At 41.4% G+C, this 26176-nt stretch carries 26 protein-coding genes; 12 read left to right on the plus strand and 14 right to left on the minus strand.

Features of this window, described 5'->3' with window-relative positions; all coding sequences use genetic code 11:
- Positions 1–105 precede the first annotated feature (105 nt).
- Complete coding sequence (locus ABF638_RS09570) at positions 106–501, plus strand: hypothetical protein (RefSeq protein ID WP_181930996.1); 396 nt, start codon at positions 106–108, stop codon at positions 499–501.
- 1184 nt (positions 502–1685) lie between these two features.
- The gene (locus ABF638_RS09575; RefSeq protein WP_435022292.1) at positions 1686–3134 is read left to right on the plus strand and encodes an AAA-like domain-containing protein; all 1449 of its coding nucleotides are present in this window, start codon (positions 1686–1688) and stop codon (positions 3132–3134) included.
- Positions 3135–3440: 306 nt separating this feature from the next.
- Here the strand turns inward: ABF638_RS09575 and ABF638_RS09580 are convergent, their stop codons facing one another.
- The 5 genes from ABF638_RS09580 to ABF638_RS09600 all read right to left on the minus strand — a co-directional run bounded on the left by ABF638_RS09580 (position 3441) and on the right by ABF638_RS09600 (position 9376).
- Entirely contained in the window at positions 3441–3818 is a 378-nt protein-coding gene (locus tag ABF638_RS09580) for a hypothetical protein (RefSeq protein ID WP_435022294.1), read from the minus strand.
- Positions 3819–4187: 369 nt separating this feature from the next.
- Positions 4188–5795, minus strand: a complete 1608-nt coding sequence (locus ABF638_RS09585; RefSeq protein WP_435022296.1) for an ATP-binding protein — start codon at positions 5793–5795, stop codon at positions 4188–4190.
- Between the two features lie 525 nt (positions 5796–6320).
- Positions 6321–7367, minus strand: coding sequence for an RNA 3'-terminal phosphate cyclase (rtcA, locus tag ABF638_RS09590; protein WP_435022298.1), 1047 nt, complete (start codon positions 7365–7367; stop codon positions 6321–6323).
- A gap of 237 nt (positions 7368–7604) precedes the next feature.
- Entirely contained in the window at positions 7605–8951 is a 1347-nt protein-coding gene (locus ABF638_RS09595; RefSeq protein WP_435022300.1) for an FAD-binding oxidoreductase, read from the minus strand.
- Positions 8952–9100: 149 nt separating this feature from the next.
- Positions 9101–9376 (minus strand): ABC transporter permease subunit, encoded by a 276-nt coding sequence (locus ABF638_RS09600; protein WP_435022302.1) that lies wholly within the window; start codon positions 9374–9376, stop codon positions 9101–9103.
- Between the two features lie 333 nt (positions 9377–9709).
- On the opposite strand from ABF638_RS09600, the gene ABF638_RS09605 reads away from it, so the two are divergent.
- Positions 9710–10930: an ABC transporter substrate-binding protein gene (locus ABF638_RS09605; protein ID WP_435022304.1), complete on the plus strand. Its 1221-nt coding sequence runs from the start codon at positions 9710–9712 to the stop codon at positions 10928–10930.
- Between the two features lie 71 nt (positions 10931–11001).
- Here the strand turns inward: ABF638_RS09605 and ABF638_RS09610 are convergent, their stop codons facing one another.
- Both ABF638_RS09610 and ABF638_RS09615 read right to left on the minus strand, forming a co-directional pair.
- A complete protein-coding gene (locus ABF638_RS09610; RefSeq protein WP_435022306.1) occupies positions 11002–11499 on the minus strand; it encodes an ABC transporter substrate-binding protein in 498 nt (165 codons plus the stop codon).
- A gap of 21 nt (positions 11500–11520) precedes the next feature.
- Entirely contained in the window at positions 11521–12003 is a 483-nt protein-coding gene (locus tag ABF638_RS09615; RefSeq protein ID WP_435022308.1) for a tetratricopeptide repeat protein, read from the minus strand.
- 255 nt (positions 12004–12258) lie between these two features.
- Between ABF638_RS09615 and ABF638_RS09620 the strand changes: the two genes are divergently transcribed.
- The gene (locus ABF638_RS09620) at positions 12259–13518 is read left to right on the plus strand and encodes a GTP cyclohydrolase II (RefSeq protein WP_435022310.1); all 1260 of its coding nucleotides are present in this window, start codon (positions 12259–12261) and stop codon (positions 13516–13518) included.
- A 189-nt stretch (positions 13519–13707) separates the two neighbouring features.
- Here the strand turns inward: ABF638_RS09620 and ABF638_RS09625 are convergent, their stop codons facing one another.
- Together ABF638_RS09625 and ABF638_RS09630 are read right to left on the minus strand one after the other, a co-directional pair.
- On the minus strand, positions 13708–14193 hold the full coding sequence (locus tag ABF638_RS09625; protein WP_435022312.1) for a DUF3368 domain-containing protein: 486 nt from the start codon (positions 14191–14193) through the stop codon (positions 13708–13710).
- Positions 14186–14440: a UPF0175 family protein gene (locus tag ABF638_RS09630; RefSeq protein ID WP_435022314.1), complete on the minus strand. Its 255-nt coding sequence runs from the start codon at positions 14438–14440 to the stop codon at positions 14186–14188. The genes ABF638_RS09625 and ABF638_RS09630 overlap by 8 nt, the downstream gene beginning before the upstream one ends.
- A gap of 85 nt (positions 14441–14525) precedes the next feature.
- Here ABF638_RS09630 and ABF638_RS09635 point away from each other — a divergent pair, with 85 nt between their 5' ends.
- On the plus strand, positions 14526–15743 hold the full coding sequence (locus tag ABF638_RS09635; RefSeq protein WP_435022316.1) for a URC4/urg3 family protein: 1218 nt from the start codon (positions 14526–14528) through the stop codon (positions 15741–15743).
- A gap of 131 nt (positions 15744–15874) precedes the next feature.
- On the opposite strand, the gene ABF638_RS09640 is transcribed toward ABF638_RS09635, so the two are convergent.
- Entirely contained in the window at positions 15875–16516 is a 642-nt protein-coding gene (locus tag ABF638_RS09640; protein ID WP_435022318.1) for a hypothetical protein, read from the minus strand.
- 524 nt (positions 16517–17040) lie between these two features.
- Here ABF638_RS09640 and upp point away from each other — a divergent pair.
- A complete protein-coding gene (upp, locus tag ABF638_RS09645; RefSeq protein ID WP_069074642.1) occupies positions 17041–17676 on the plus strand; it encodes a uracil phosphoribosyltransferase in 636 nt (211 codons plus the stop codon).
- A 251-nt stretch (positions 17677–17927) separates the two neighbouring features.
- Positions 17928–18317, plus strand: a complete 390-nt coding sequence (locus ABF638_RS09650) for a DUF2294 domain-containing protein (protein WP_435022320.1) — start codon at positions 17928–17930, stop codon at positions 18315–18317.
- Here the strand turns inward: ABF638_RS09650 and ABF638_RS09655 are convergent.
- Together ABF638_RS09655 and ABF638_RS09660 are read right to left on the minus strand one after the other, a co-directional pair.
- Positions 18270–18698 (minus strand): response regulator, encoded by a 429-nt coding sequence (locus tag ABF638_RS09655; protein WP_435022322.1) that lies wholly within the window; start codon positions 18696–18698, stop codon positions 18270–18272. The genes ABF638_RS09650 and ABF638_RS09655 overlap by 48 nt on opposite strands.
- Before the next feature lie 446 nt (positions 18699–19144).
- A complete protein-coding gene (locus ABF638_RS09660; protein WP_435022324.1) occupies positions 19145–20434 on the minus strand; it encodes a CCA tRNA nucleotidyltransferase in 1290 nt (429 codons plus the stop codon).
- 86 nt (positions 20435–20520) lie between these two features.
- On the opposite strand from ABF638_RS09660, the gene ABF638_RS09665 reads away from it, so the two are divergent.
- The 4 genes from ABF638_RS09665 (at position 20521) to ABF638_RS09680 (ending at position 24538) form a co-directional block, all read left to right on the plus strand.
- On the plus strand, positions 20521–20769 hold the full coding sequence (locus tag ABF638_RS09665) for a Ycf34 family protein (protein ID WP_069074638.1): 249 nt from the start codon (positions 20521–20523) through the stop codon (positions 20767–20769).
- A gap of 722 nt (positions 20770–21491) precedes the next feature.
- A complete protein-coding gene (locus ABF638_RS09670; protein WP_435022326.1) occupies positions 21492–23171 on the plus strand; it encodes a Mu transposase C-terminal domain-containing protein in 1680 nt (559 codons plus the stop codon).
- Positions 23172–23174: 3 nt separating this feature from the next.
- A complete protein-coding gene (locus ABF638_RS09675) occupies positions 23175–24014 on the plus strand; it encodes a TniB family NTP-binding protein (RefSeq protein ID WP_435022328.1) in 840 nt (279 codons plus the stop codon).
- Positions 24014–24538 (plus strand): TniQ family protein, encoded by a 525-nt coding sequence (locus ABF638_RS09680; protein WP_435022330.1) that lies wholly within the window; start codon positions 24014–24016, stop codon positions 24536–24538. The genes ABF638_RS09675 and ABF638_RS09680 overlap by 1 nt, the downstream gene beginning before the upstream one ends.
- A 32-nt stretch (positions 24539–24570) precedes the next feature.
- Here the strand turns inward: ABF638_RS09680 and ABF638_RS09685 are convergent, their stop codons facing one another.
- Positions 24571–24768: a hypothetical protein gene (locus ABF638_RS09685; RefSeq protein ID WP_435022332.1), complete on the minus strand. Its 198-nt coding sequence runs from the start codon at positions 24766–24768 to the stop codon at positions 24571–24573.
- Positions 24769–24996: 228 nt separating this feature from the next.
- Positions 24997–25290: a HigA family addiction module antitoxin gene (locus ABF638_RS09690; protein ID WP_435022334.1), complete on the minus strand. Its 294-nt coding sequence runs from the start codon at positions 25288–25290 to the stop codon at positions 24997–24999.
- Between the two features lie 224 nt (positions 25291–25514).
- Here ABF638_RS09690 and ABF638_RS09695 point away from each other — a divergent pair.
- A partial coding sequence (locus ABF638_RS09695) for a tetratricopeptide repeat protein (RefSeq protein ID WP_435022336.1) occupies positions 25515–26176 on the plus strand: 662 nt, incomplete at its 3' end.

Genomic DNA, 26176 nt, shown 5'->3' on the forward strand with positions numbered 1-26176 from the left:
GAAGAAGCCTTTGTTTTTCATTCCTGATATATGTCTTTTGTTAGAAGGATAATTAGTTTTTTATAGTTAATCTTTATTTGTACTCCAAAAAGCAACCTACTTGGCATGATAAATTTGATTTCTAGGACGATTAGTCACATCAGTACCTTGCTTAAAGGACTTCAGATAAAAGGTTTTTTGGCTGTTGTCCTAGTTGGTTTTCTAATGCTAACGACGAATGCTGCTCCTGGGCAAAATAACACAGCCTTAAAGGAAAGAGTTCGTGAACAGATACAGCAAGATGATTCTCAAAGACCGAGAACAATCGGGGAGTGGAATAAAGAAGCTCGTGAAACGGAAGGTTCTCCTGGTGAACGACTTCAGAAGATTGGTGAAGAGTCAGCAGAAGCCTTTAAACAATTTGGCTCTGGGTACGTAGAGGGTGCTCAGAAAACTGCTCGTGATGTAGGGGATAGTGCAGCAGAAACAGGCAAAGATATCTCTAACCAAGTTCGACGCTAAAATATTGGCAGCGAGTGCTATAGCCATTTTCAATCCGGTGAAGTACAGGTATGCAAATAGACTTAATCCCCTTCCCGAAGCGGGAAGGGAGAACAATTCAAAGTCTCTCTCCTAAAAGGAGCTACGGTGTACACACATCTTTTTGCTGGGTGCAAAATGTGTATTGATCCCCCTAAATCCCCCTTAAAAAGGGGGACTTTGAGTAGCTATGTGCCCCCTTTTTTAAGGGGGGTTGGGGGGATCAAAAGGCTGTGCCGCAACTCTAGAAGACTTGTGTGTACACCGTAGCCCAAAAGTAGAGAGGTCAAAATTGTACTTCACGCTTGTCGAGAATCGCTATAAGAACTTTTCGCCAAATAATGAGTAACACGTAGGCACACTGGTGTATAACCACCTAACCCCTCTAATACTTGAGTAACGCGCTTATCCTTCCCGATAAGAGATTGTAGCGTTTTTGAGTTGTATAAAATATACGTCTTTAGTAAGGGTGCACAGCTAGCTATGCACCCTTACTGCGTGTTGAATACAAAAGATAATTACTTGAGAATCGTCACCGATAGCGTAACCCCTACGGGGAAGCAAGCCACGCGTCTCTAAAAAATATTTTTATTTCTTTTCATAAATAAATTTAATTGCTCTGTAAGCTTTATCTTCAGGGCTAATTCTTCTCCTGTTCCCCGTTTCCTGTTCCCTCGCCCCGAAGAAGCTTGGTCACAACCTTGTTATATGCATCTACACTGTAAAATCCAGATTAATACCAGATAAGAAATAACTTTCAGTAACACTGAATAAATCGGTACAAATAAAGTGAACTAAGTTAATTGCCATTCAAATTGCATCTTTGCGTCGCTGCGTTCCCGTATCTTTCTAGCGATTAAACTATGCAACTTAAAAGTGCATCAGATTATTAAGGCTTGTGATTTTTTATTTGCTAGTAGTAAAAGACTCTTGATGCAGCAGCCTCAGCGGATTTCCATAGAGGGAGGAAAAATGACAATCAATTATAGTTATGTTTGTTTATACCCACTCGTCTAATTATAGTGAAACAGGCATGTATAGTTTTTTACTTATTAAACAGTGATTTAGGAACAGTTAAGTAACTGTTGAATAAGCGTTTGAAAACATGAAACAATGAGGATATAGCTAAGACGGTAAAGAAAAAAAATAGATAGATAATTAGCGATATGAAGCAATCTAAGAGCACGCGAAGACGAGGACTTATCCTAACGATCGCTGGGTTGAGGCGTTTACAGGCGTCGATTCTGACGATGGAAAAGGTACAAAATAATGGGCATCGCTTCACGCTAGAAGATTTAGGCGATCGCATGAATGTTTCTACCAAGACTCTAAACCGATTATGGTCATTGAATACAGGCGTGGATCAAAAAACCCTAAAATTATGCTTTAGCGCCTTTAACTTAGAATTACGCAGGGAAGACTATACAATTCTGAGTGAATCGAATCATACTGAAAACTCTCAAACTCTCTCACTGAGTTTAGACACAGAAGAACAAAAGTTATCTCCGTCTTTATCCTTAGATTCATTTGTTACTCAACACCATAACCTACTCGAAAATCTTTGGTCATACCCAGATGGCCCCGTAGCTTTAGATTCGCCCTTCTATGTCGAACGCCCCCCCATTGAGGAACTAGTCTATCGAGAAATAATTCAACCAGGCTGTGTGATCCGGATTCGAGCGCCAAGAGAGATGGGTAAAACTTCTCTAGTGCTGAGGCTGTTAGCCTTTGCCAAGATGCAAGGTTATCGCCCGGTGAATGTGAATTGCAACCAAATCGATTCAAGCTGTCTGACAGACTTAAACAAGCTTTTGCGTTCTCTTTGCTGGCAAATTGCAACAGAATTAGGCATTGATCCTAAGTTAGATGACAACTGGGATGAGGAAATAGGCTGTAAGTTGAGTTGCAGTGTATATTTGCAATCTTATTTGCTCAACCAGAGTAAAAGTCCAGTGGTTTTAGTCTTAAATGAGGTTGACCGCTTTTTTGAATATCCTGAAATTGCTCGAGAGTTTTTTGGTTTGTTGCGCTCTTGGTATGAGGAAGCACGACAAGATAACAACTTGCAGAAATTGAGGTTAGTGGTGGTTTACTCTACAGAAGTATATGTCTCTTTGGATATCAACCGCTCCCCATTTAATATCGGATTACCAATTCGTCTACCAGAATTTACTGAGTATCAAGTAAAATATTTAGCTCATCGGCATGGGCTGGACTGGACTTCTAACAAGGAAGTTAAGCAACTAATGTCTCTCGTGGGGGGACATCCAGCCCTAATTCGGATTGCTTTGTATTATCTCTGCTGTCAAGGGATTACTTTAGAAGAACTGATACAGGATGCGATCGCTAACGGTGGTATCTATCGTTATCATTTATGGCGACATTGGGCAATTCTGCAAGAAAATCCCAGTTTGGTAAAGGCATATGTTGAAGTTGTGGCCGCAAAGCAAAGCATTTCTCTGAATCCCATTGACACTCATAAGCTCGAAAGCTTAGGGTTGATCACTTATGAAGGCGATCGCATCCTACCGCGTTGCGAACTCTACCGTGCTTACTTTAAAAAACAACTAGGCGTTACTGAATTTGAATATAAATCATTGCAAAAACGTGCCTGAGAAAAAATTAACAGATACTCTTTTTCTCGCGCTCACCTTACTCCTACAATACAAGCAAGCTAGCAAGAGCGTCTCCGTAGCGCAGCTTTTCGTAGAGAAGGGAAGGAGAAGTTAGAGCGGCAACTTCCTCCGCTCAGACTTCTCTTGAGGGTGACCTTTTTAGAACGGATTGTTAAGTGATGAGGTGAAGTGTTTTGGTCTATAAGCCAGATAAAAAGCCTTTTTTAATCCTAAATTCTGACGATCTCCGTCTTTATTTTTCTCTAGTTTAGGGCTGCTGATTTTGGTATTTCCAATGAAAAACAATTAATTAGCTGACCAATAAAGCTGATAATCCTCAATATGAAATTTTCCATTATTGGAAGACATTTTGAAAAAGAAGTAATAATCTCCTGGCTCCCAAATACTAAATTCTTGCTCTTGTTCTTGAACATTAGCTGTCGAACCACCATTAGGGATGGTCATGCTAGCAGTTTGTGTTCCGTTATATGCTCTCATCAGAAAAACTTCTAACAGGCAGAAACCCTGTAGTTCAGCCGAATAACGAATTTTAAAACGGATTTTTCCTCCATCCCGTAGGGTCTTTTTAATAGAGAACTTTTCGGTTTGAATGGGATTACCAGACAGATAAATGTCTTGACCTTGCGTTAACATATAGCTTTGCCTTTGATTGAGTGAACTCATGATTTTTTCCTCAAAGAAGAATAGAGTCTATTGAGATAATTGCATTGTTGTCTAATGTTTTTTACTGTCGCGTTTGTATTTTCTCGCCATCAGCAAGAAAACGCAATGACAGATAAGACAGTTAAGAAGACAGTTAAAAAATAAATTCTGATGGGCGAGCGCAATCTAGAAAAATAGAGATTGAACAGTCAGATATTTTAGGGTGATGGTAAAGTTATGCTGTTCTGCTGTTGCAATGAATGAGATAATTGCTTCACACGCCACAGCAACGATTAACACCAGCTGATAAAAATCACAGCCTTCCAAACTCTTGCAGGTTTTTCAAATCCAATTGAAAGCCTTCAACTTTAACTTGAAGTCCAGAAAGGTTTACTGTGGAATAGCATGTTCACTAACTATCTCGGTTGCAATATACTTCTGGCGTGGGTGATTAGGCTGATGAGGATAGAAGTAGTTAATACGACCTGACGCAATCAAGGCGCGAATTATTTTTAGAAGATATTGCTTTTTACGTTGTAAAAGAGTTTCAAGATCATTAACTCCTAGTGGAGCTAATGCACATATTTGTACTATGACTGTTTCTAATGTTAGGCGATTCACTCGAGGATGATCCCGGATAACTGTACCCAGTTGCATCAGGTCATTCCAAATATTTATTGGAATAGTTTCTTGTTTGCTAGGCAATATAATAGTATTTGCAGGTATTCGAGTTCCAGATATCACCTGTGAACTTAACTCGTAACAAGCGTAACGCCCTCCGCTAACCATTTGTAAGAACTGTCGATTACGAAGACCAACGAGTACCTTAGAAATGTCAGCTGGATGCTGACCAGTTAATCTAGTTAGTGTTGCATTATCAACATAGCCGTGGTGTTTGGCATGAACCAAGGCTAATTGCTCTGCTTCATTCCACCGTGAACTCAAATTCTTTAGCCAACGACGATCTTCAGCAGAAAGCAAGTGAGCCTGACGAAGCTGCAATGTAAATTCATATCGTTCTGTTCCGGCATCAATTTTGGGCATTTCTAACCCTAATTCACGCCATGCTCGGATAATTTTTGGGATGCCAGTTCCCGCCTCTTCTGCTAATCCAATTAGACGAAACATGCGGACTAATTCAGGGTTACGCGGATCAGAACGATCACCATGAAGAAGATCAAATTCAGAAATACGAGAACTTCCAGGGTTCCGAAAAAGAAACCCGCTAGGCGTGCGGACAATAAGTGATGCTTCTGGTACAGCATAATCAGCGTGGACAAGAAGGTTTACAAGTGCCTCACGTAGCACAATATGGACAGGGCTTTCCTCAATTCGTGTTGTTCCCTGCAACTGAAAGGCCGTAGCTAGACCTGTTGTTAGCCGGAGATAAATATTCTCAAAAGCACCAAACAAATGTCCTTCCCACGGAACGCGATCATCCCAGCGCTTATCGGGATCATCTTCAGTTAGTACCATTCTATAGTCGATAAGGTGACGTGATCGCCACTCCCGAATACCTTCATTCTTTCCCAGTAAGAGCAATCCTGCGACAGTCAAGCCCTCCTTTGTAGTTCCTCTTTCACGACCATAACCGCCTATTGCTGTCAGAAAGTGGAGATCATCATAGGTATTACGCGGTTCGCCAGGGTGAAGGGTTTGATCTAATCGCCTATATCGTGTTAATGCATCTTGGTCTATATCATTTAAGTTAAATCCGGGCAAAATTGCCGAGTCTGCACCGACATCTGACGCTTCACGCATCATCCGGTCTACTTCTGGCTTAGTGCAGTGATGATCGCCAGTGTGGCGTCTCACATAAGTACCGTTATATGGGTTGCCATTGATATAGACAGGGCGTTCTTGACGTGGCGCTTCTGGGACACGGATTACAAGTATTTTCTTCCCATCTAAAGTCTCAATCCGTGCATCCTGTGCGTTACAAATTGGGTAATTAATTTTTTGAGGATTACGCAACATGTTGTAGAAATCATCCAACATTTTGGACGGCTTAGAGGATGTTTGAAAAGTTTCTCTCTGTAACTTTAGGCACTTTTGATCCCCCCTAACCCCCCTTAAAAAAGGGGGAACTGGAGTCAAAGTCCCCCTTTTTAAGGGGGATTTAGGGGGATCTAAAACTTTTGATACCGACAAGAGGACTTTTCAAACAACCTCTTAGACCAAAAATGCCAGAGGAATCGTTAAAGCTTTTCTTTTCTTACTCTCACAAAGACGAAACTCTACGGGATGAACTAGCTAAACACCTGAGCATATTAGAATGGCAAAGTGTGATTTAAAGTTGGTGCGATTTTGAAAAAAGAATGCGAAAAATAGACCATCTGTAGAGACGCGATGAATCGCGTCTTTACCCAAGGATGTGTTGCAATCATTAATTGAATTGGTATAAATTGGTAACAACTAAGTTGGGGGAAGTTGTATAAGTTGGTAAACTACAATAGTAAACCACATCTGTTGTAGAGAAAATTGTTTATGGGTGTCAACTGAAAGCAAAATGTTTTCATCATTTCATCTATTTAAAGACATCACAGACACGATTTTCTCAGCTTCGTCTACCGTGATTTGTGCCAGCCCAAATTGTTCAATTACCGCTGCATTCGTCGTCAAATGTCTACTTACCTCAGCCACCCGATACTGACTTTCCTGTGATGCTAAAGCAGCTGGTAATAATAACTGATCTGCTAAATGTTCATCTACTGCTGCGCCGGTGTGATGAAACTCAAGCAGCTGATGACAAGCAATCTCTGCAACTGTTTCTGCCGACAACCGTAATCGCCCAAATCCACCAAAGCCAGTCAAGCTGTTCTGATATTCAGCAGTTAGGAAAATACCTGCCCCTGGTGCCACACCTCTTTCTCGCAAAGTCTGTACAGTAACTTTCAAATTGGCTTCCCGTAACAAATTTTCGGCACGATTTGCCATCCGTTGGGGAATATGGGAGGGCAATTCTGTCACCACTGCTAGTCCTCGCACCCGTTGTAACTCTCCCCGTTCCAACAAGTTGATCCCACCGAGTTTACCACCGCCATCAACCTGCAACTGTACCTCACCCCCACCTTGGGGATACCAACCCCAAGCGCCTAGCTTGACTTGGGCTTCTACTCCCATGCGTTGCAGTATGGGCAGATAAACTTGCTCAATGTACGTCACTGTCGGGCTAAAGTTAACGTGAGTTCCACCCTTTAGTGTTACCTGGGAATTACCAGATGCTAGTGCTAAAGGTAAGAGAATTGTCTGTAAAACTAGAGCGATCGCACCCGCAGAACCACCTTGTTGTGCTTTACTAACATCAAAGGTATAAATTCCAGCTTGCACGGCACTACCTGGGATGAATTCCAGCAGCATTGAACCCAAGGCATCACCCCGTAGTTGGGCATTACAAATTCTACCCGCAGCCCGAACTGCGGTTAAGTGTTGTGCTGCTAATCCTGGCTTTTTGCGTCCAGCGCGAATGCCTGTAATTCGTATGGGTTCGCCAGTGATGGCGGCTAGACTTAAGGAAGTGCGAAGAACTTGTCCGCCTCCCTCTCCGTAGGAACCGTCAATTTCAATCATGGGCGATTTTGGGATGTTGGATTTTGGGTTCTCCCCACGGCTCTTAAAATCAAACCACAAATTATAAACGCCCAACAACTAGCTTTTTGGAGGGAGGTTACACAAATATACAGAGAAAGTTCTGATATATGTTTCTGTAGTTTGCTAATTTACGCGATGTGCAACTTAATATTTTAGCCTCACTTCTATTCCCTAGTATAAAAGGGGGTTGGGTTTGAGTAAAAGTTGCAGATGGCGTTAATTTTGAACTTTGAATTGAAGAACCTTGCTTTTACCGGGGTTCATCAACCCATAAGGATCAACTATTTCTTTAAATTTTAATTGCTCAGGAGCAATTACTTTTCTGCCTCCCTCTTCAATAATATACGTGTGGGGATTGGCAATACTCACACCCTGTTCTTCGTGATAGTGGATAATTTCATTGAGGCGTTCTTCGGTGGTGTAGCGCACAAGTTGCAAAGCACCAGGAACTACGGCACCGTTTACCCGAAAAAATTCCAAATGCATCATGACTTCATCGCCGAAGTGATGATACATCTGCTCTACTAGTTTTAAACTGCGATCGCTAGGAAACATACTTTGTAAGTAGGTAATTGCAGTATCTACACTCCGAGCGTGTAAGGTAGTGTGGTTCCAAGTAAATTCTGCTAAATGTATACCTTTGGCTGCTTCTTCGGCTGGTTTTTTATATGTGATTTTGCCGCCATATTGCTGCACCAAACCTGGTAAAAATTCCAAACTCGGTTCGGAAATTATCAAAAATACTGGGTGAGTCCCTTCAGGAATGTACTCTTTTAGGGCGTGAAAATATTGGGGAATTTGAGATGCAAAGACAGAAATCAACTTTTTAATCATGCCATCAGCATTACCAAGAGCCTGACCAAACTTTGCGGCTGTCATAAACTCGTCAAATGTCACAATGACTTCTGCCCAAGGATAAGCTGGTGCTAAGGGGATTTCGACTTCGGTGATGATGCCGTTAATTCCCCAAGCATGATTCACCTTTTGCACATCGTCGCCGCGTAATTCGATCGCACGGGGTTCATCTTCTACAGTTATTACTCGCAATGCTAAGATATTACCGCGATCGCCTAGTAACCCATATTGGATCGAGCCAATGCCCCCACTTCCCCCAGCAATAAACCCGCCAATTGTCGCTGTGCGGTACGTGGAGGGGGCCATACGGATTTCCCAGCCGATTTCTCTGGTTTTTTTATCCAAAGCCGCCAACTTCACCCCAGCTTCTACCCGCGCCACCCCCGGTTTTACCCAAGGAATCTCTTGCATCCGCGTCATGTCTAAAATTACGCCACCATGCAACGGTACACATTGCCCATAATTCCCAGTTCCCGCACCCCGCACAGTTACAGGTACACGGTGTTTCGCGCAGGCGGCTGCGACTTTTAAAACCTCTGCTTCATTGGCGGGACGCACTACGATATCCCCCACTTTTCCCTCTAGTTTCGGCACTAGCACTGGACTAAAGGTGTGGTAATCCTGGGATAATTTTGCGACTTGGGCGGAATCGGTGATGGTTTCTATCCCTTCTAGAGAATTAATCAGGGCATCCAATTTTATTGTCATAGCTTATATCCTTTTTTTAACGCAGAGGAACGTCAAGGTTCGCTGAGGAGTTTATTCTCTGCGCTCCTCTCTCTGGGTTGTAAAATCTTAATTCTCATGTTTCACAGCACTATTCATGCCACTTACTTAATATAAAGTCAGATAGGGCACTAAAGTTGAAATAGGTTGAGCAGATTCCGGTCAAGGCTGTTGAGTCTGAGTGTAGTGTTAGATACGATGGGGAAAAAGGCGACAATCCAGGCACAAACTACTAAAGCGGCGAAGGTGTTATTTTTTAGCCAGAGAATTATTAAGGGTGCGATCGCAAATATGGGAGTTGTTTGTAAAATGACTGCATAGGGAAATAACCTGCGTTCAATCCATTTACTTTGGGTGAACAAAATGCGCCATAAGTAAACCAGAAATAGCCGCAGCAAGAAAAGCAAAGACTGTGATTGGTAGTGTAATTAATAGTGATGGGAAAGCTCATTCCAATCAGTAATTAAAGTTTTAAATACTAATAAAGGGCTGGGAAGGATATAAGCAGGTAGATGTGTTATCAGCACAAATATATTCCATAAGAATAATGCTGTCATCCCAACTATAATTGATGCCCAAACGTCAGCATAAAAAAACTTCTTTAGTGTTTTTTCTGATTGAGTGCGACGGAGAAATAGCATATAAAATTATAGTTAAATATTAAAATCCAGCGATATTACTATTGGATGTAATAAACTACAATCCAGTATTATTCTAACAAACATCATGGTCACGCATCTATGAAAAAAGCGCTCACACATCAAACTGCTTTACTATTTACATGTTCTATGCTGCTGGTAGCTTGTGCTAGAAGTGGCAGTAATGATGCAAATAATCCAACAGCGACAACAGATGTAGCTAATGCTATTCCTATTGGTATCGCCTTTGCACAAACAAGCAATGTAGCATTACTTGGTCAAGAGGGAACAGATGGAGTAAAAATTGCTGAGAAATATTTTAATAACAAAGGAGGTATCAATGGTAGACCAATTAAATTAGTCTATCAAGATACTGGTGGCGATGAAGTTGGAGCCATTAATGCTTTTCAAACTTTAATTAGTAAAGATAAAGTTGTTGGCATTGTTGGCCCTACCCTATCACAACAAGCTTTTAGCGCTAATCCCCTAGCAGAACGCAATCAAGTCCCAGTTATTGGAGCATCAAATACTGCTAAAGGTATTCCCGAAATTGGTGATTATGTGGCTCGTGTTTCTTCATCTGTTGCTGTTGTCGCTCCTTATTCGGTGAAAGCTGCGCTCAAACAAAATCCTCAAATCAAAAGAGTAGCTGTATTCTACGCTCAAAATGATGCTTTCAATAAGTCGGAAACAGAAATATTTCAGAAAACAGTTACAAATTTAGGATTGGATTTAGTCACAGTCCAAAAGTTTCAAACTACAGATACCGACTTTCAAGCTCAAGCCAGCGATGCTATTAATTTAAAACCAGATTTAGTGATTATATCCGGGTTGGCTGTAGATGGAGGTAATTTAGTTAAACAATTACGAGAACTTGGTTATAAAGGAATAATTGTTGGTGGCAATGGTTTTAACACATCCCATATCTTTTCTGTGTGCAGAGCGCTTTGTGATGGCGTGATTGTGGCTCAAGCTTATAGTCCTATATATACCAGTGAAATTAACACTGCATTTCGCAAAGCCTACCTTGAACAATATCAGAGAGAACCACCCCAAGTAAGTGCTCAAGCTTTTACTGCTTTACAGGTATATGTAGAAGCGCTTCAATCTTTAGATAAAAAAAGCAACATTAATAAATTGAAATTGCCACAATTGCGTACAGCATTGAATAAGGAGTTACTAACAAAAAAGTTTCAAACTCCTCTCGGTGAAATTGCTTTTACACCAGTAGGTGATGTAATTCAAAAAGAGTTTTACGTTGCACAACTCAAGATGGAACCAAACGGTGTCAAGGGTAAATTTTCTTTTTTAAGCATAAAATAGTTGCAAGAATTAAAGTTGTAGGGGCGTTTTTGATCTTCGGCAAAACCATACTTTGCTTCGAGTAAAAGGCACTAGGTAATGTTAGCAGAAGTAGAAACATAAATTGGTTTGCTTTTAAGGTCGGCAAGGGTTTTAATTGCTGGGTTGGGATGTGCAATGAGACACCAAGGGTCTTTCTGGAAAATTGCTGCGACTGTGATTTTGGGAATATCTTGTGCTATGGCATTTACGGCATCCATGCCATAACCCGTAAAGAAATCTACCGCATCCCCCATCAACAATTGAGTACCACTAGGAACCTGCGGCCCACCCATTTTGATGGTTACATCTAAACCGTAGTCTTTGTAAATATCAGTGGCTATCGCCTGGTAAAATCCGCCGTGTTCTGCTTGTGCTATCCAGTTTGTACCAAAGGTAACTTTATCTAACCGAGAATTGCTAGTTGACGGTTGGTTGCTGTTAGTACAAGCAGCAAGAATGCTGCTACCAATCCAGACAGAACTGTATTGAATAAAATTGCGGCGATTAAGGCGATGAATTGCTCTTGATGAGGGTGATGACGGATTCATAAAACAGTATGATGCTCTCTCCTATCTCCCGTTGTAGCTGAATCTAAATGTACATTCTAGAATCAACTTTTGATTCACTAGCGAATAGGGCTGAATTTCTAAAGCACGTTGAAAAGCTCGGATCGCTTGTCCATACTGTCCTAGTGCCGCATAGCATAAGCCCATACCGTGAAGTGCCCCAAAATGTATTGGATTTATCTGCACAACCATCTGACAATCTGCCAGAGATTTTTGGTAATCACCAATACTGTAATAAAGGAAAGCCCGGCGATTCCAAGCTTCGGCAAAATCTGGCTGATCTTTTATAAGTGCTGTCAGTGCTGTTTCGGCTTCAGCAATTTCACCTGCATCCAGTAACTTTTGACTGCGGTCAATTATTTCCAGCCCATAGATTCCCTTTTGCTGAAACCAGATCCGCCAGATTTTTCTGGTTGCCTTGTCCCGGACTGTGGCATCGGGGTTTTTCAACTCTTCAAGTAAGGAATTGATAAATAAAGAATCCATGAATTTGAGATCAGTGAATATACCTTTGTATTAACTTTCTCACAAAATATATCTATTAATTCATTTTTAAAGTCATCTTTAAATTTGCGCTGATTAATTGCTAATTATGAATTTTCTGTGTTATTTATTGGATTCAGCAATACGACTAATACCACACTAGACATTTAGAGTCATAAAAAGAAAAACTTACTAGAGGTAGTTGACAGATCCCTAGTGAGTAATAGCTGATAAAAACATCCCTAAAAAATAATGACTATGCCAAAGCAAAACGACGTTTCCAGGCATATTGTTCTTACTTCTCATCCTAGTAGCTTTGGCCCTAAACCAATCCCCATTAAATGGGGAGCAGCCAACCATAAGGAACGCGGGCCGATTATTGCTACGCTAACTAAGCAAGCACATCGCAACGTGATTGGCACTCACTCTGGCAGTTATGCGATTTATCGTGCTCTAGCTGTGGCTAGCGGTGCTTTGCAGTCTGATCATCGGGCGGATCTGACAAATACATCCCCGGTGGAGCATATTGGGCCTCATCCTAGTTGGGCTGACCCTGATAAGATAGTATCTCTCGACCCTTACGGGGCGATCGCATCTGAAGTGTTCGCATCCTATTGCCAACAGGGATATGATATTCGTCCCACGATCGCAATTACTCAAGCTCACATCAATATGCCAGAATTGCAAGATGCCATAGACAAAGGTCGTTTGCAGGTAGATGGCAAGATTATGAAACCAGGTGGTGATTTGGTTGTCACCAAAGCCGCAGTTGAACCTGTTTGGTATTTACCAGGAATTGCCAAGCGTTTTGGCATTGCCGAATCACAGTTGCGTCGCGCTTTATTTGAACAAACTGGCGGGATGTTTCCAGAATTGGTGACGCGATCGGATTTGGAGGTATTTTTGCCGCCAATTGGGGGCGTGACGGTGTATATTATCGGTGATTTGGCTGCGATCGCTGATCCCAATAAACCGGTAGCTGTGCGGGTTCATGATGAATGCAACGGTTCTGACGTGTTTGGCTCAGATATTTGCACCTGTCGCCCCTATCTGGCACATGGGATTGAAGTGTGTGTCCAAACGGCGCAGGAAGGCGGTGTGGGCATAATTGTCTATTGCCGCAAAGAAGGCCGCGCTTTAGGAGAGGTGACGAAATTCTTAGTTTACAATGCCCGGAAGCGTCAAGAAGGAGGCGATCGCGCTGATGCCTACTTTGCCCGTACAGAATGTGTCGCCGGAGTCGAAGATATGCGGTTTCAAGAATTAATGCCGGATGTATTGCATTGGTTGGGCATTACTCGCATTGATCGGATGGTGTCGATGAGTAATATGAAGTACAACGCCATCATTCAGGCGGGAATTGAGATTTTGGAAAGAATACCCATCCCAGAGGATTTGATTCCCCAAGATGCACGGGTAGAAATGGAGGCTAAAAAAGCTGCTGGATATTACACGACAGGGGATGTACTAGATACAGGTGGTTTGGCTGAGGTGAAGGGACGAGGCTTGGTAGAGTAGGGGATAGAGGGGATGATTATTCCCCTTAATCTCAATGGTAATGGAGAAGTTTTAGTAAGTGGTTATGAGAATGGCACGATCGCAATGTGGCAGCAAAAGAAAGGTTTAGCCTGATGAATGAAGTAGTGCGATCTCACTTTCAGGATGTGATTGATGAGAGCGATATTTGCGGTAAGCTACGAGATCGCACTATTCACCAACAAGTCCAAGTGCTGACTCCAAAACTTGTGTACTAACTCTGAATCCAATCTGAATCAGTTGTGCAAAAATCGGTTTAGCAGCTTCTATCTTACCTTCTTGTTTTGCTAGTAAAATCACACCTAAAGTTCCCCTGGTAAGCATCCCTAAAGCAAGTGCGGCGATTTTTGCCGCCCGATCATCCAAAATTGCTTCATACCCTAGGTTGTTATGTATCCAGGTAAGAACTTGACTTTCTCCTAAACCAAGATCCCACGCTGCAATCATTGAATCAATTTGTTCTACATCTCGAACATAGCTAGATCCTTCATTCAAAATCCAGAGCTTTGCAGGATCATCATCCGGTGCAACGGAGATTTCCCGAACCACACCACTAGGAATAATAACTTCATCACAAAGTTCAAAAAGCAGATGAACCTGATTAATCTTAGTCAGTACAATCAATGGAGAAGCGTTCACAACCCATCGTCTAGTCACGTCCTAACTCCTCTGCTAATTCTTCTGGAGTCACCTGGAAAGGTGAAACATTATAACGATTGAGTGCTTCTAGAAATTGGTGACGACTGACTCCTGCGATTTCAGAACCCTTAGATTGGGAAACCATACCGACTTCATACCATTTGACAGCAGCTGCTAAACGCATTTCTTGAACAAAGGTTTCTGGGTTACTACGGAGTGCTGAAAAAACATCATTTGGAAGTTCAATATTAATGTTTATTGTCATAAATTAAGTTGGTTTTACAGGTTATTCTTAGGCTAACATTAGTTTACTATAGAAACTTTGGTTAATAACAAATACCAAATTACTAATGACTAATGACAAACGAGAATTGATTGCATATCTTCGCTCCCCAGTCGCAATTCGGGAACGATGTCGGCAATTGTTTACATTGGTAACTGAAGGACAGTCGCATTATTTTACTTGCGATTTAACGCAGTTGACAAAAGTAGCAGATTATGTAGCTGAGGTCATGCGCTGCGAGTATCCGGATCTCGAAATTCCGTTTCACAGTCGTTGGCGACATTTTGAGGTTGGGGGTGTACCGCGTTTAGCCCAGTTAGATAGCCAGTTAGCGGGACTAACGCCTCTGGAAAAAGCTGCTGCTAAGTTTGATTTGGCAATCGTCAGTGTCTTGTTAGATGCGGGTGCAGGGAATAATTGGAGCTATAATGAGCAGGAAACCGGGTTAAATTTGGTGCGATCGGAAGGGTTGGCTGTAGCCAGTTTCCGAATGTTTTGTGAAGGGGCTTTTTCAAGTCATAGGTTGCCTCAAATAGATGCTCAAAGATTACAAGAATTCACAGAAGCAGAACTCAAAACTGGGTTTCAGGTAAATACAGAAAATCCTTTGGTGGGAATTTCTGGACGGTTGAGATTATTACAAAAATTAGGTCAAGTTTTAGTCTCTTCACCTAATTTATTTGGCAATGAAAATCCCCGTCCAGGGAATTTGGTAAATTATCTTTTGGGCAAATCTCAAAACGGGCAGTTAGCAACTGCAACTGTTTTCAGTGCCGTTCTGGAAGGACTGAGTGAAATTTGGCCTAGCCGATTAGAAGTTGCTGGGATAAATTTGGGAGATGTTTGGCAACATCCATCTGTTAGGGATGATGGTTTAGTGCCATTTCACAAATTATCACAGTGGTTGACATACTCCTTATTAGAACCACTACAGGAACTCGGTTTAGTAATTACTGGTTTAGATGTCCTCACCGGATTACCAGAATATCGTAATGGGGGATTGTGTATTGATTTGGGACTTATTAATGCAAAACATCCAGATATTTTACATTCATCCCACTCAGTAGCATCAGAAGTTATAGTTGAATGGCGTGCTTTGACCGTAATTCTCTTAGATAAAATTGCCGCCACAGTCCGCGAAAAGTTGGGTATGAGTCCCGAAGAACTGCCACTAGTAAAAATCCTCCAAGGGGGAACCTGGACAGCAGGGCGTAAAATTGCTGCTGAACTCAGAATAGCTGGTACATCCCCTATCCAAATAGATAGTGATGGCACAGTATTTTAAGGCAGAAGGCAGTATTCAGAAACTCTTTATCTCTGATTTCAATTCCTGCATTTTATACCTTACTTAAAAAGCAAACTCCTGTAATTACTAACTCGTTTTAGACCACCAAGTATTTCCCCAAAAATTACGAATTAGTTTGGCATTATTAACTCCGTTGTCAACATAGCCAGAATAAATACGCAATCAACCGCTGAACCAATCAGAGGACCAAAAATACTCTTTGGCAAAACATTTCCAAAGAGCATGATCAACGTTCCCATAAACATCCACAGCCATTGTGTTTGGCACCAGATGTAGAACCCTATCACAGCTACCAGCAAGGCTGTGAAAATTGTCAAAACTGGCACACTACAACTTTTAGGTTTGTAACGCAATGTGCCAGCAAAAGTTGTCGGTATTAGCTCTAGTTGTCGAAAGTCAGTTACCAAGCCAAGTACAATCAGCCCTATAGCGATCGCCCAGCAACCTTTGTATACAATTGGATTATTCGCCCATGCTACACCTGCAATGTATGCTAGGTTGACAGCGATCACCACTAATAATGGCACAAATAAATTGTGGAATAGAAAGCGCAGGCGGTTAAGTAATTTCAATAAAGTGCCCTCATTAATTAGGCTACCCACTGAAACAATCAAATTGTCGTAGAACATTCCAGATAGGACGACAATCAGCAGAATTGTGGTAATTCTGTGTGATTGTTGAAATAAACTAATTCCCCAGATTGCCAACCCCAAAGTGGCTATCGTATAGACTGGATACAAAAAAGCTGCCATAATTTTTTCACAGAATTAATTAATTCTTGAAGATGGTTTTGTAGCTTACAATTTGTTTTTCCAGCCGAGATTAGCCGTCGCCCTTTTTAGACTACAAAAACTTAGCGATCGCTAAGTTTAGAGAATATTCTGATATATGACTATTGGTGTAGTATGATTGCCCGATGTGGGGTTCTATCCCCCAGCCCATGTTCTGATTAAGCTGTTTGCACTTGCCATGTAATACACAACTCTAAAAGCTGCACGTTTTGGAGAATCTATTCCCAAAATGCAGTCAAATATAGGACTCATATTTGATTTCTGAAAAAACTCAGTACAACTAAGAAGCCTTCTTGACTGTTGCCTATTGCCTATTGCCTATTGCCTGCCTACGCAAATTCGTTCAGAAATCAAAGCGGATTCCTATATAAGGTGCATTACCAAACCCATGATCTCATTACAGGTATACCATCTATTAAGAGTAAGTCCAAGTCTTATGCAACACGATTTCTAAAATTCTTATTTCAACCAGTTTTGCCTAAAATATGCATAACCAAGTAACACTAATTGAACATCCATTGATTCAGCATAAACTAACGCTGATGCGTAAAGCTGAAACTAGTACAACAAAATTCCGTACTCTCCTTAAAGAAATTAGCCTATTGTTGGCTTATGAAGTCACACGGGATTTACCACTGAAATATGAACAGATTAAAACACCACTAGCCCCGATGAGTGCGCCAATGCTTGCTCCTGAGAAAAAGTTGGTGCTAGTTTCTGTGATGCGGGCAGGACAGGGAATTTTGGATGGGATGTTGGAGTTAATGCCATCAGCACGGGTGGGGCATATTGGTTTATACCGTGACCCGAAAACCCTGATTCCTGTTGAGTATTATTTCAAAGTTCCCCATGATGTTGAGCAGCGAGATATGCTCGTGGTAGATCCAATGCTAGCTACTGGTAATTCAGCTGTGGCAGCTGTGGAACGACTGAAATCAACTAATCCCTTATCAATTAAGTTTGTCTGCTTACTCGCTGCGCCGGAAGGTATAGAGCGTTTTTGTCATGTACATCCTGATGTGCCGCTGTATACCGCTGCCATTGATGACCATTTGGATGAACATGGCTATATTATTCCTGGATTGGGGGATGCAGGCGATCGCTTATTTGGCACAAAATAGGCTGATTACTATAAGTAAATGATGAACAATGTAGTGATTCCAACATTATCCGAATCATTGATTAACAACTTTCACCTTCGTCAAATTGGGGAATTTTTCAGAGACAAATCCATAGCAAATACATCAGGTTAATATATCAATTTCATATACAAGATTGATTAATTTTCTCAGACTATTTCCCGATCATCTACTATAATCTTGGATACTTCGCCGCCGATACTTCAACGATAAATATTACATCGTAACTACTAATGGTACAAGCTAATATTGGACAATTAGAAATAGAAATATCACAGCGCATCATAAAATTATATCATGATAGGTTAGGTAAGCCTCCTAGCCAAATCATTTGCCATTTTTTTGATACTGAAATTGTAATTTCTCTAGAAGACTCTGTTACTCAAGTTGAACAAACTCTATTGAAGGGAGGTTATGATACTTTAGCTGAACAAGTACGATTATATTTAGAAAAAATAATTAAATCAGAATTGAAAAGTTTGATTGAAGAACTTATTGGTAAGCCTATACTCGACCTGATGACAAACACAAATTTAGCAACAGGTCGTACTGGGATTATTGTGGTTTTAAATCAATTACCTGATGTTCGGAATGCCGAATCTATTCCAACAAGGGAAATGTAAAGAATTTAGCTGACTGATATGGCGATTGATTACCACTTCTAATTGATGAAAATCGAATGGTTTAGTAATGCAATCATCAAATCCTGTGAGCATCGTGGAGTCATCATCTTGTGCCGTTGTTAGAGGTGTTACTGCAATGATCGGGATAGTAGCAGTTTTTGAGTCGTGTTTGAGGTGATCTATGACTCGTTTGGCACTCAAATTAGATAGCATCATATCTAGCATGATTAAATCTGGTTGATGAGTTTGTGCCAACATCACAGCTCTCACTCCTTGTTTAGTACAAATGCATGAAAAATTTAATATTCCTAGATGAGAATTAAGCAGCTCTAAATCATGTAGATTCTGTTCTACAACCAAAATTAAAGGTTGTCCATTCATAAGCAGTTAATCTTGTCCAAAAAAGGCTAGGCATAAAGACTCCACCCATCAGGAAAACCTAGAGGTCTTTTTTCATGGTAAGTGCTTAAATAAATAGACTTCTTGCAGAAGTGGGGGAAAGGGGAAGGGGTAAAGGGGAAAGGGATGGAATTTCCCCTTACCCTTTAACCTTTGACCTTTCCCCGACATCTTGGCATTTGTCACTTTTGCAAGATGTCTAATGTACGGATATGTCTTCAGGTGACTAACTAGGGTATGAAATGAACTAGATGGTGTATGATTCATTGAGTTATCCATCTGGACTGAATTTTAGAGAAAACATTGCAAGGTGGTCATAATATCAAGCAAATAGTAGCATATATGATGTATGTACTTACAATGTTTTACTAGTCTTACCCACCACAGGCATCGCCTCTGTTGCATAATTAGAAATTACTTAAGTATATTTAACCATCAAGTAACTGACGTGCAAGAGCGATCGCTTCTGTTGGTGTTGAAACTTTCCCCTCGGCTTGTGCTACGGCTATTTCTGTCAGCAGTTGACCGATAATTGGTGAAGCTGGAATATCTAATGCTATAATCAACTCTTTCCCGCTCACTAGTGGAGTGGAATGAGCGACCAGATCATCAGGGTTGAGGTAGCGGTTAATCAAAGGTGCTAAGACTTGGTAGCCCTTTGCTGTATGTAGTGGCTTGTCACCAAACATCGCCTCTACCAAATTATCAAGTGCTACACCTAGCACTGCGATCGCAGGAAATACAATATCTGCGTTATGGAACAACAAGTATTGTTCTCGCAAAGACATCTCGACTACTTGAAGCTGCGGTAATAGTTTCAGAACAGTAGTTACACCCCGAATTTCGGCACGACTATAAGTGAGTTCCTGTAGCTCTATTTCTGCTAATTCTGGATTTGGGTTGACAAGACAAGCAAGTTTGGCAATACCTAACCAAGTAGTTTTGATACTATCGCGGACATACTCTTGCAGTTGTGTCCCTAATTGTTGCCAATTTTCAGTGAGTAAGGCCGCTGCATTGTCAACTGCTGCTAGTTTGATTAAGCTTTCACGAGTGGCATTTTTGAAGAAAGGGGCAAGTAAACCATCTTCCCAAGCACTTGTAATCCAGGGAGTACCCTGAGAATTTGCCAGCAGATAGCCAATTTCTACCCGAAATCGTTCGGCTGCAACTTTGCTGAGATGTGATGCTAAAGAACGAATTGCGGCTTGGGTAGCTGGCTCAATAGTAAAACCTAGTTGGGCGGCTTGGCGATAACCTCGCATTAACCGCAAAGGGTCATCTTCTAAGTTTGCGGGTGATATCATTCGCAAAATGCCCTGTTGTAAGTCTACATAACCTTGAAGAGGATCGATAATTTCTTGCGTATGGGGATTATAAGCGATCGCATTTACTGTAAAGTCCCGTCTGTGCAAATCAACTTCTAAACTATCTCCTTCCTGTTGGGCAAAATCAGCTGTAGCGTGGGGAAAAACCACACGGGCAATTTGTCGTTTTGCATCAAGCAAGACAAAACCAGCTTTGTAATGATGAGCGATCGCTCTCGCTACCTTTACCGCCTTGGATGGTATAACAAAATCTAGATCCAGATATTCGCGAGTTCTGCCAAGGATGGCATCTCGGACAGCGCCACCTACCATGTAAGCGGGTTGTGGCAGGAATTCCAAGCTGAAAGGCCAATTTTCGGGAGCGAGGGTAGAAGGAATTGATTTATGCATTGTAATAAAAATCAACCCAGCAACTCATGAATAACAGTTGGGCTTAAGTTAGATTAACAATAAAGGCCCCTGGAGTTGGTTCTATTATGTGTATTTGCGTGAATTGCCACTATGTAGACAGCTGTGTTACCTATCATGCCGTGGAAGGGCAGCACCAACAGCCTCACTTGACTGAAACACCAGATTTTGATCCGAATGAACCTTCTATCAATGTCAACATTCGGACTCAAGATGATGTAATTGAAATGGAATGGGATGTTGTTGGTTGTCTGAGCTTTAAGCGGGAAACAGGTAAGTGGTCAAAATTGCGTCCTGGTGAATTAGTGCCGACTTGAAAAGTCAAGAGTAGTATGTTATGCTTGCGCCCATTAATAACAGAACCTTGACAATTCGATACCAACTTTCCTAGTGAAAGCAAAAGTATTTATTTTGACTTTGCACACGTAAGTTTTTCGCGGGGGTATGGCGATTGTTAAAACCCTTATTCTTTCGTTGACCCCCGCGAAAATCATGCGGTGTAAGCGTTTGACGAGGGTGTGATTTTAACCTTTTGTCAATAACTTAAGCTTATTGACAGGTAAATTAGACCCCCCGCTAAAATGACCCCTTCAAAACCAGTCACAGCAAGGGTTATAGAAAGGCAGGGTTTTTCAATCACTTCCCCTCACGGGGATGAAAACCTGTTAAAGCCGAAATTGTCACTAGTGTACATTAACTAATTATTTTGTCAATTTAACAAATTATTGTCACAGCATTCTAAATACCTAAAACCCTGACACCATTTGTCGATTGCCAAATTAAATGACCACTTGAAAAATTAGTGTCTTCAAAAATATTTAGCTTAAAACCCTTATCAGGTAAGGGTTTTATTATTTTATCCTGGATATAGGCTACTAGAGGCTTATTGCCAAAATACCTGTCCTCTTTTGGAATTTTGACAAAATATTTGTCCTTTCTTCAAAAACGCTGTGAGCCTACATTTTTATAAAAATTGACAAAATAAATGTCCCTTAAATAGTACAATACAACTACGTTTGTATTAAACAATAATGTTAAAATGCTGGACGATCATACCAATAGCGATCAAGAGGCAGAAAAGGATGAGATTGTGACGCAACTCTCAGCAGATGATAGGCATTTGCTGGATATGATTCAGCAATTACTAGAACCATGCGATCGCATCACCTATGGAGAAAGACAAAGGGAGGTTGCAGCCAAACTAGGCAAGTCTGTGCGAACGGTACGGCGACTGGTTAAAAAATGGGAAGAGGAAGGTTTAGCTGCACTTCAAACTACGGCACGGGCTGACAAAGGCAAACATCGAATAGACGCTGATTGGCAACAGTTCATCATCAAAACTTATAAGGAAGGCAATAAAGGTAGTAAGCGAATTACTCCCCAACAAGTTGCGATCAGAGTACAAGCAAGGGCGAGTGAATTAGGACAAGAAAAATACCCCAGCTATCGGACTGTGTATCGAGTTCTACAACCAATTATTGAGGAGCAAGAGCAAAAAGCGAGTATTAGAAATCGGGGTTGGCATGGTTCTCGATTATCAGTTAAAACGCGCGATGGCAAAGACTTATCAGTAGAATATAGCAACCATATTTGGCAGTGTGACCATACTCGTGTAGACCTATTGCTGGTAGATCAGCATGGTGAACTTTTGGGTCGTCCTTGGCTGACAACAGTTGTTGATACTTACTCGCGTTGCATCATAGGGATAAACTTAGGCTTTGATGCTCCGAGTTCTCAGCTACTAGCATTAGCACTGCGCCATGCAATTTTGCCAAAACAGTATGGGTCAGAATATGGACTCCATGAAGAATGGGGAACCTATGGTAAACCAGAACATTTTTATACCGATGGCGGTATAGATTTTCGCTCAAACCATTTGCAACAGATAGGTGTGCAATTGGGATTTGTTTGTCATTTACGCAATCGCCCCAGTGAAGGTGGTATTGTTGAGCGTCCTTTTGGCACTTTTAATACCGACTTCTTTTCTACTTTGCCGGGATACACAGGATCAAATGTGCAGAAACGTCCAGAGCAAGCTGAGAAGGAGGCTTGTCTGACTTTACGGGAGTTGGAACATAGGTTTGTACGCTACATCGTGGATAAATATAACCAGCGTCCTGATGCGCGTCTTGGCGATCAAACTCGCTATCAACGATGGGAAGCAGGGTTAATTGCTTCTCCTAATGTAATTTCAGAAGAGGAGTTACGTATTTGCCTGATGAAGCAAACTCGACGCTCTATTTATAGAGGTGGATATCTGCAATTTGAAAATCTGACGTATCGGGGAGAAAATTTGGCAGGTTATGCAGGTGAAAGCGTTGTACTGCGCTATGACCCCAAAGACATTACAACTGTTTTGGTTTACCGCCAAAAGGGTAATAAAGAAGAGTTTTTAGCTAGGGCATTTGCTCAGGAGTTGGAGACTGAGCAATTATCTTTGGATGAGGCTAAAGCTAGTAGTCGTAAGATTCGGCAAGCAGGGAAGATGATTAGCAATCGCTCAATGTTGGCAGAGGTACGCGATCGCGAAACTTTCCTGACCCAAAAGAAAACCAAAAAGGAACGTCAAAAAGCGGAACAGGCTGTAGTACAAAAAGCTAAACAACCATTGCTAGTTGAACCAGAAGAAATTGAAGTGGAATCGGTTGATAGTAACCCAGAATACCAAATGCTAGAGGTCTTTGATTACGAACAAATGCGTGAAGATTATGGGTGGTAAAAGATGACTTCAAAACAAGCTCAAGCAGTTGCCCAACAATTAGGTGAAATTTCAGTCAATGGTGAAAAATTACAAGCAGAAATTCAAAGATTGAACCGGAAGACTTGTATCTTCTTGGAGCAAGTTAAAATTCTTAATGACTGGCTAGAAGGAAAGCGTCAAGCACGTCAGTCTGGTCGTATTGTAGGAGAGTCCAGAACTGGTAAAACAATGGGTTGTGATGCCTACAGACTCCGGCATAAACCCAAGCAAGAAGTAGGAAAACCACCATTAGTGCCTATTGCTTTTCTCGAAAACATTCCGTCTGATTGTAGTGCTAAGGATTTGTTCAATGAGATTCTTAAGCATTTAAAGTATCAGATGACTAAGGGTACTGTAGCTGAGATTAGAGAACGTACATTTCGGGTTCTTAAGGGTTGCGGGGTTGAGATGCTGATCATTGATGAAGCTGACCGCTTGAAACCCAAAACTTTTGCTGAAGTGCGAGATATTTTTGACAAGTTAGAAATTGCAGTGATTTTGGTGGGTACTGACAGATTAGACGCTGTAATCAAGCGAGATGAGCAAGTTTATAACCGCTTTCGTGCCTGTCATCGGTTTGGTAAGTTTTCTGGTGAAGATTTTAAGCGAACTGTGGAGATTTGGGAAAAACAAATTTTAAAACTGCCAGTTGCTTCTAATCTTTCCAGCAAGACGATGCTAAAAACTTTAGGTGAGGCAACGGGGGGTTATATTGGTTTGCTAGATATGATTTTAAGAGAATCAGCAATTCGGGCGTTAAAGAAAGGATTACATAAAGTTGATTTGGAGACGCTGAAGGAAGTTACGGCGGAGTACAAGTAATGGAAGTTGTAGAAATTCAACCTTGGCTGTTTCAAATAGAACCTTTACAGGGAGAAAGTTTGAGTCACTTTTTAGGGCGTTTTCGACGGGCAAATGATTTAACACCTACTGGATTAGGTAAAGCCACAAAACTTGGGGGTGCGATCGCCCGATGGGAAAAGTTTCGGTTTAATCCCTCTCCTTCTCGGCAGCAGTTGGAAGCATTGGCTGTTGTAGTGGGGATTGATGTCGATAGATTAGTGCAGATGTTACCACCTGCTGGGGTGGGAATGAAAATGGAGCCTATTCGGTTATGTGCTACTTGTTATACCGAGTCACCATGTCACAAAATTGAGTGGCAGTTGAAGGTGACACTGGGATGCGTAGGCGAAGCCCGTCGCAGACATCGCCACAAGTTAAGCTTGCTTTCAGAATGTCCCAACTGTGGGGCAAGATTTAAGGTTCCAGCATTGTGGGCAGATGGTTGGTGTCAAAGGTGTTTTATGACATTTGCTGAGATGACAAAGTATCAGAAGTATTATTAAATACTAGTATTTTAATTTCTAGAATGTCTTAACTAGAGAGTGATTGTGTCTAACTGCACCACTTCCAGATTAAATATAATTGTAAAAATTGCACTTGGCATAAGTCGGCGCAGTGCTTGTGAATGGGCTTCTGTATCGCTTCGACGACGAAAACGAGCAACAATTTGGTGTTGCATACTGGGGAAATGACGGACGACACACCAAGGATGAAGTTTGTCAATGTAGCTCACAAAACCTCCTGACAATACTTGTGATTTAGCCGATTACTTGAGTGGTTAAAGCTTACTCACAAAATTTCCTAGACAAAAACCACTCTACTGTGAGAGTGGCTGGTAAAAAAATGTCAGAATGATATTGAAATTTGTTGACTTTTAATACCTATTTACTCTGGTTAGTTAAACAAAGCTTGTTTAAAAGTCCTTCAGGAATCTCCTCAAAGCCTTCTAGCAGCAAATCCATCAGGGCAAGATGGCGTAAATCGGAAGGCATGGGACGGCGGTAGTTACGCCCTTTGGAGAACCAGCGCCGAACAGTTGAAAGTGAACGAGAGCAAATTCGAGTCCAAAATAGCGCGATAGACGCAAGGCTTTGTCTGCTGTAATAATACGCTTTGCTTGTAAAATTTTGCTAATTCGTGTTTGAGTTACACCTATATCTTTGCTTAATCGATAAGGTGTGATGTTCAACGGTTCTAAGAATTCTAATTGCAGGATTTTGCCTGGATGGATGTTTAGCAGACGGTTGTTATTCATAATCTTTTCAAACACCCTCTTAGACTGCGATCGCTTTAGAATCTGATGGGTAAATTATAGAGTTGTATCGCCCTGCAATTGAGTTGTATCGGTCTGCAATTGAATTGTATCGCTCTGCAATTGAGTTGCATGACTAAATAACCTGATTTAATGAATTTTCCGTAAATTATCAGCGAAGTCTTGTATTCTTTCCTAGAATTTGCTGATATCTACAAATTATCAATATGCCTCTATGTACTGTCGAACGCTTGAGAGTCATGCTTGTAACTCTGCTTTTGTCGTTTGCTGTCACAGGAGAACTTAAAGCTGTTGCAGTTGTCGCAAATCTGACTTTAGCACAGACACAAACTGCTGAAAATCAGGAAGATGAGGCAGATAGACTGCTAACAGAGGGGAAACAAAAGCTAAAGCAAAGAGAGTTTCCAGCAGCATTAGAAGCATTTGAGCAAGCCTTAGCTTTATATCGACAAGCTAAAAACCGCAAAGGTGAAGGTAATACACTTTACAGTACTGGTGATGTTTACTACTATCAAGCTAAATTTGCCCAAGCAATAGAATTTTATCAGCAATCTTTAGCAATTCGTAGAGAAATAAAAGATCGCACTGAAGAAGCTAGAACCCTCAACGATATTGGCATATCCTATAGCAGTTTAAGTCAGTACCCCAAAGCCTTGGAGTACTATCAGCAAGCTTTAGCCATTCGCAAAGAAATTGGCGATCGCTCTGGTGAAGGCGGTAGCCTCAACAACATTGGCTTTATTTACCGCCGTCTGGGACAGTACCCCAAAGCCTTGGAGTACTTTCAGCAAGCTTTAACCATTCGCAAACAAGTTGGCGATCGCTCAGGTGAAGGCACTACCCTCAACAACATTGGCTCAATTTACGA

Origin of the sequence: Nostoc sp. CALU 1950, assembly GCF_051172895.1 — a bacterium.
GTDB classification, from domain to species: domain Bacteria; phylum Cyanobacteriota; class Cyanobacteriia; order Cyanobacteriales; family Nostocaceae; genus Nostoc; species Nostoc edaphicum_A.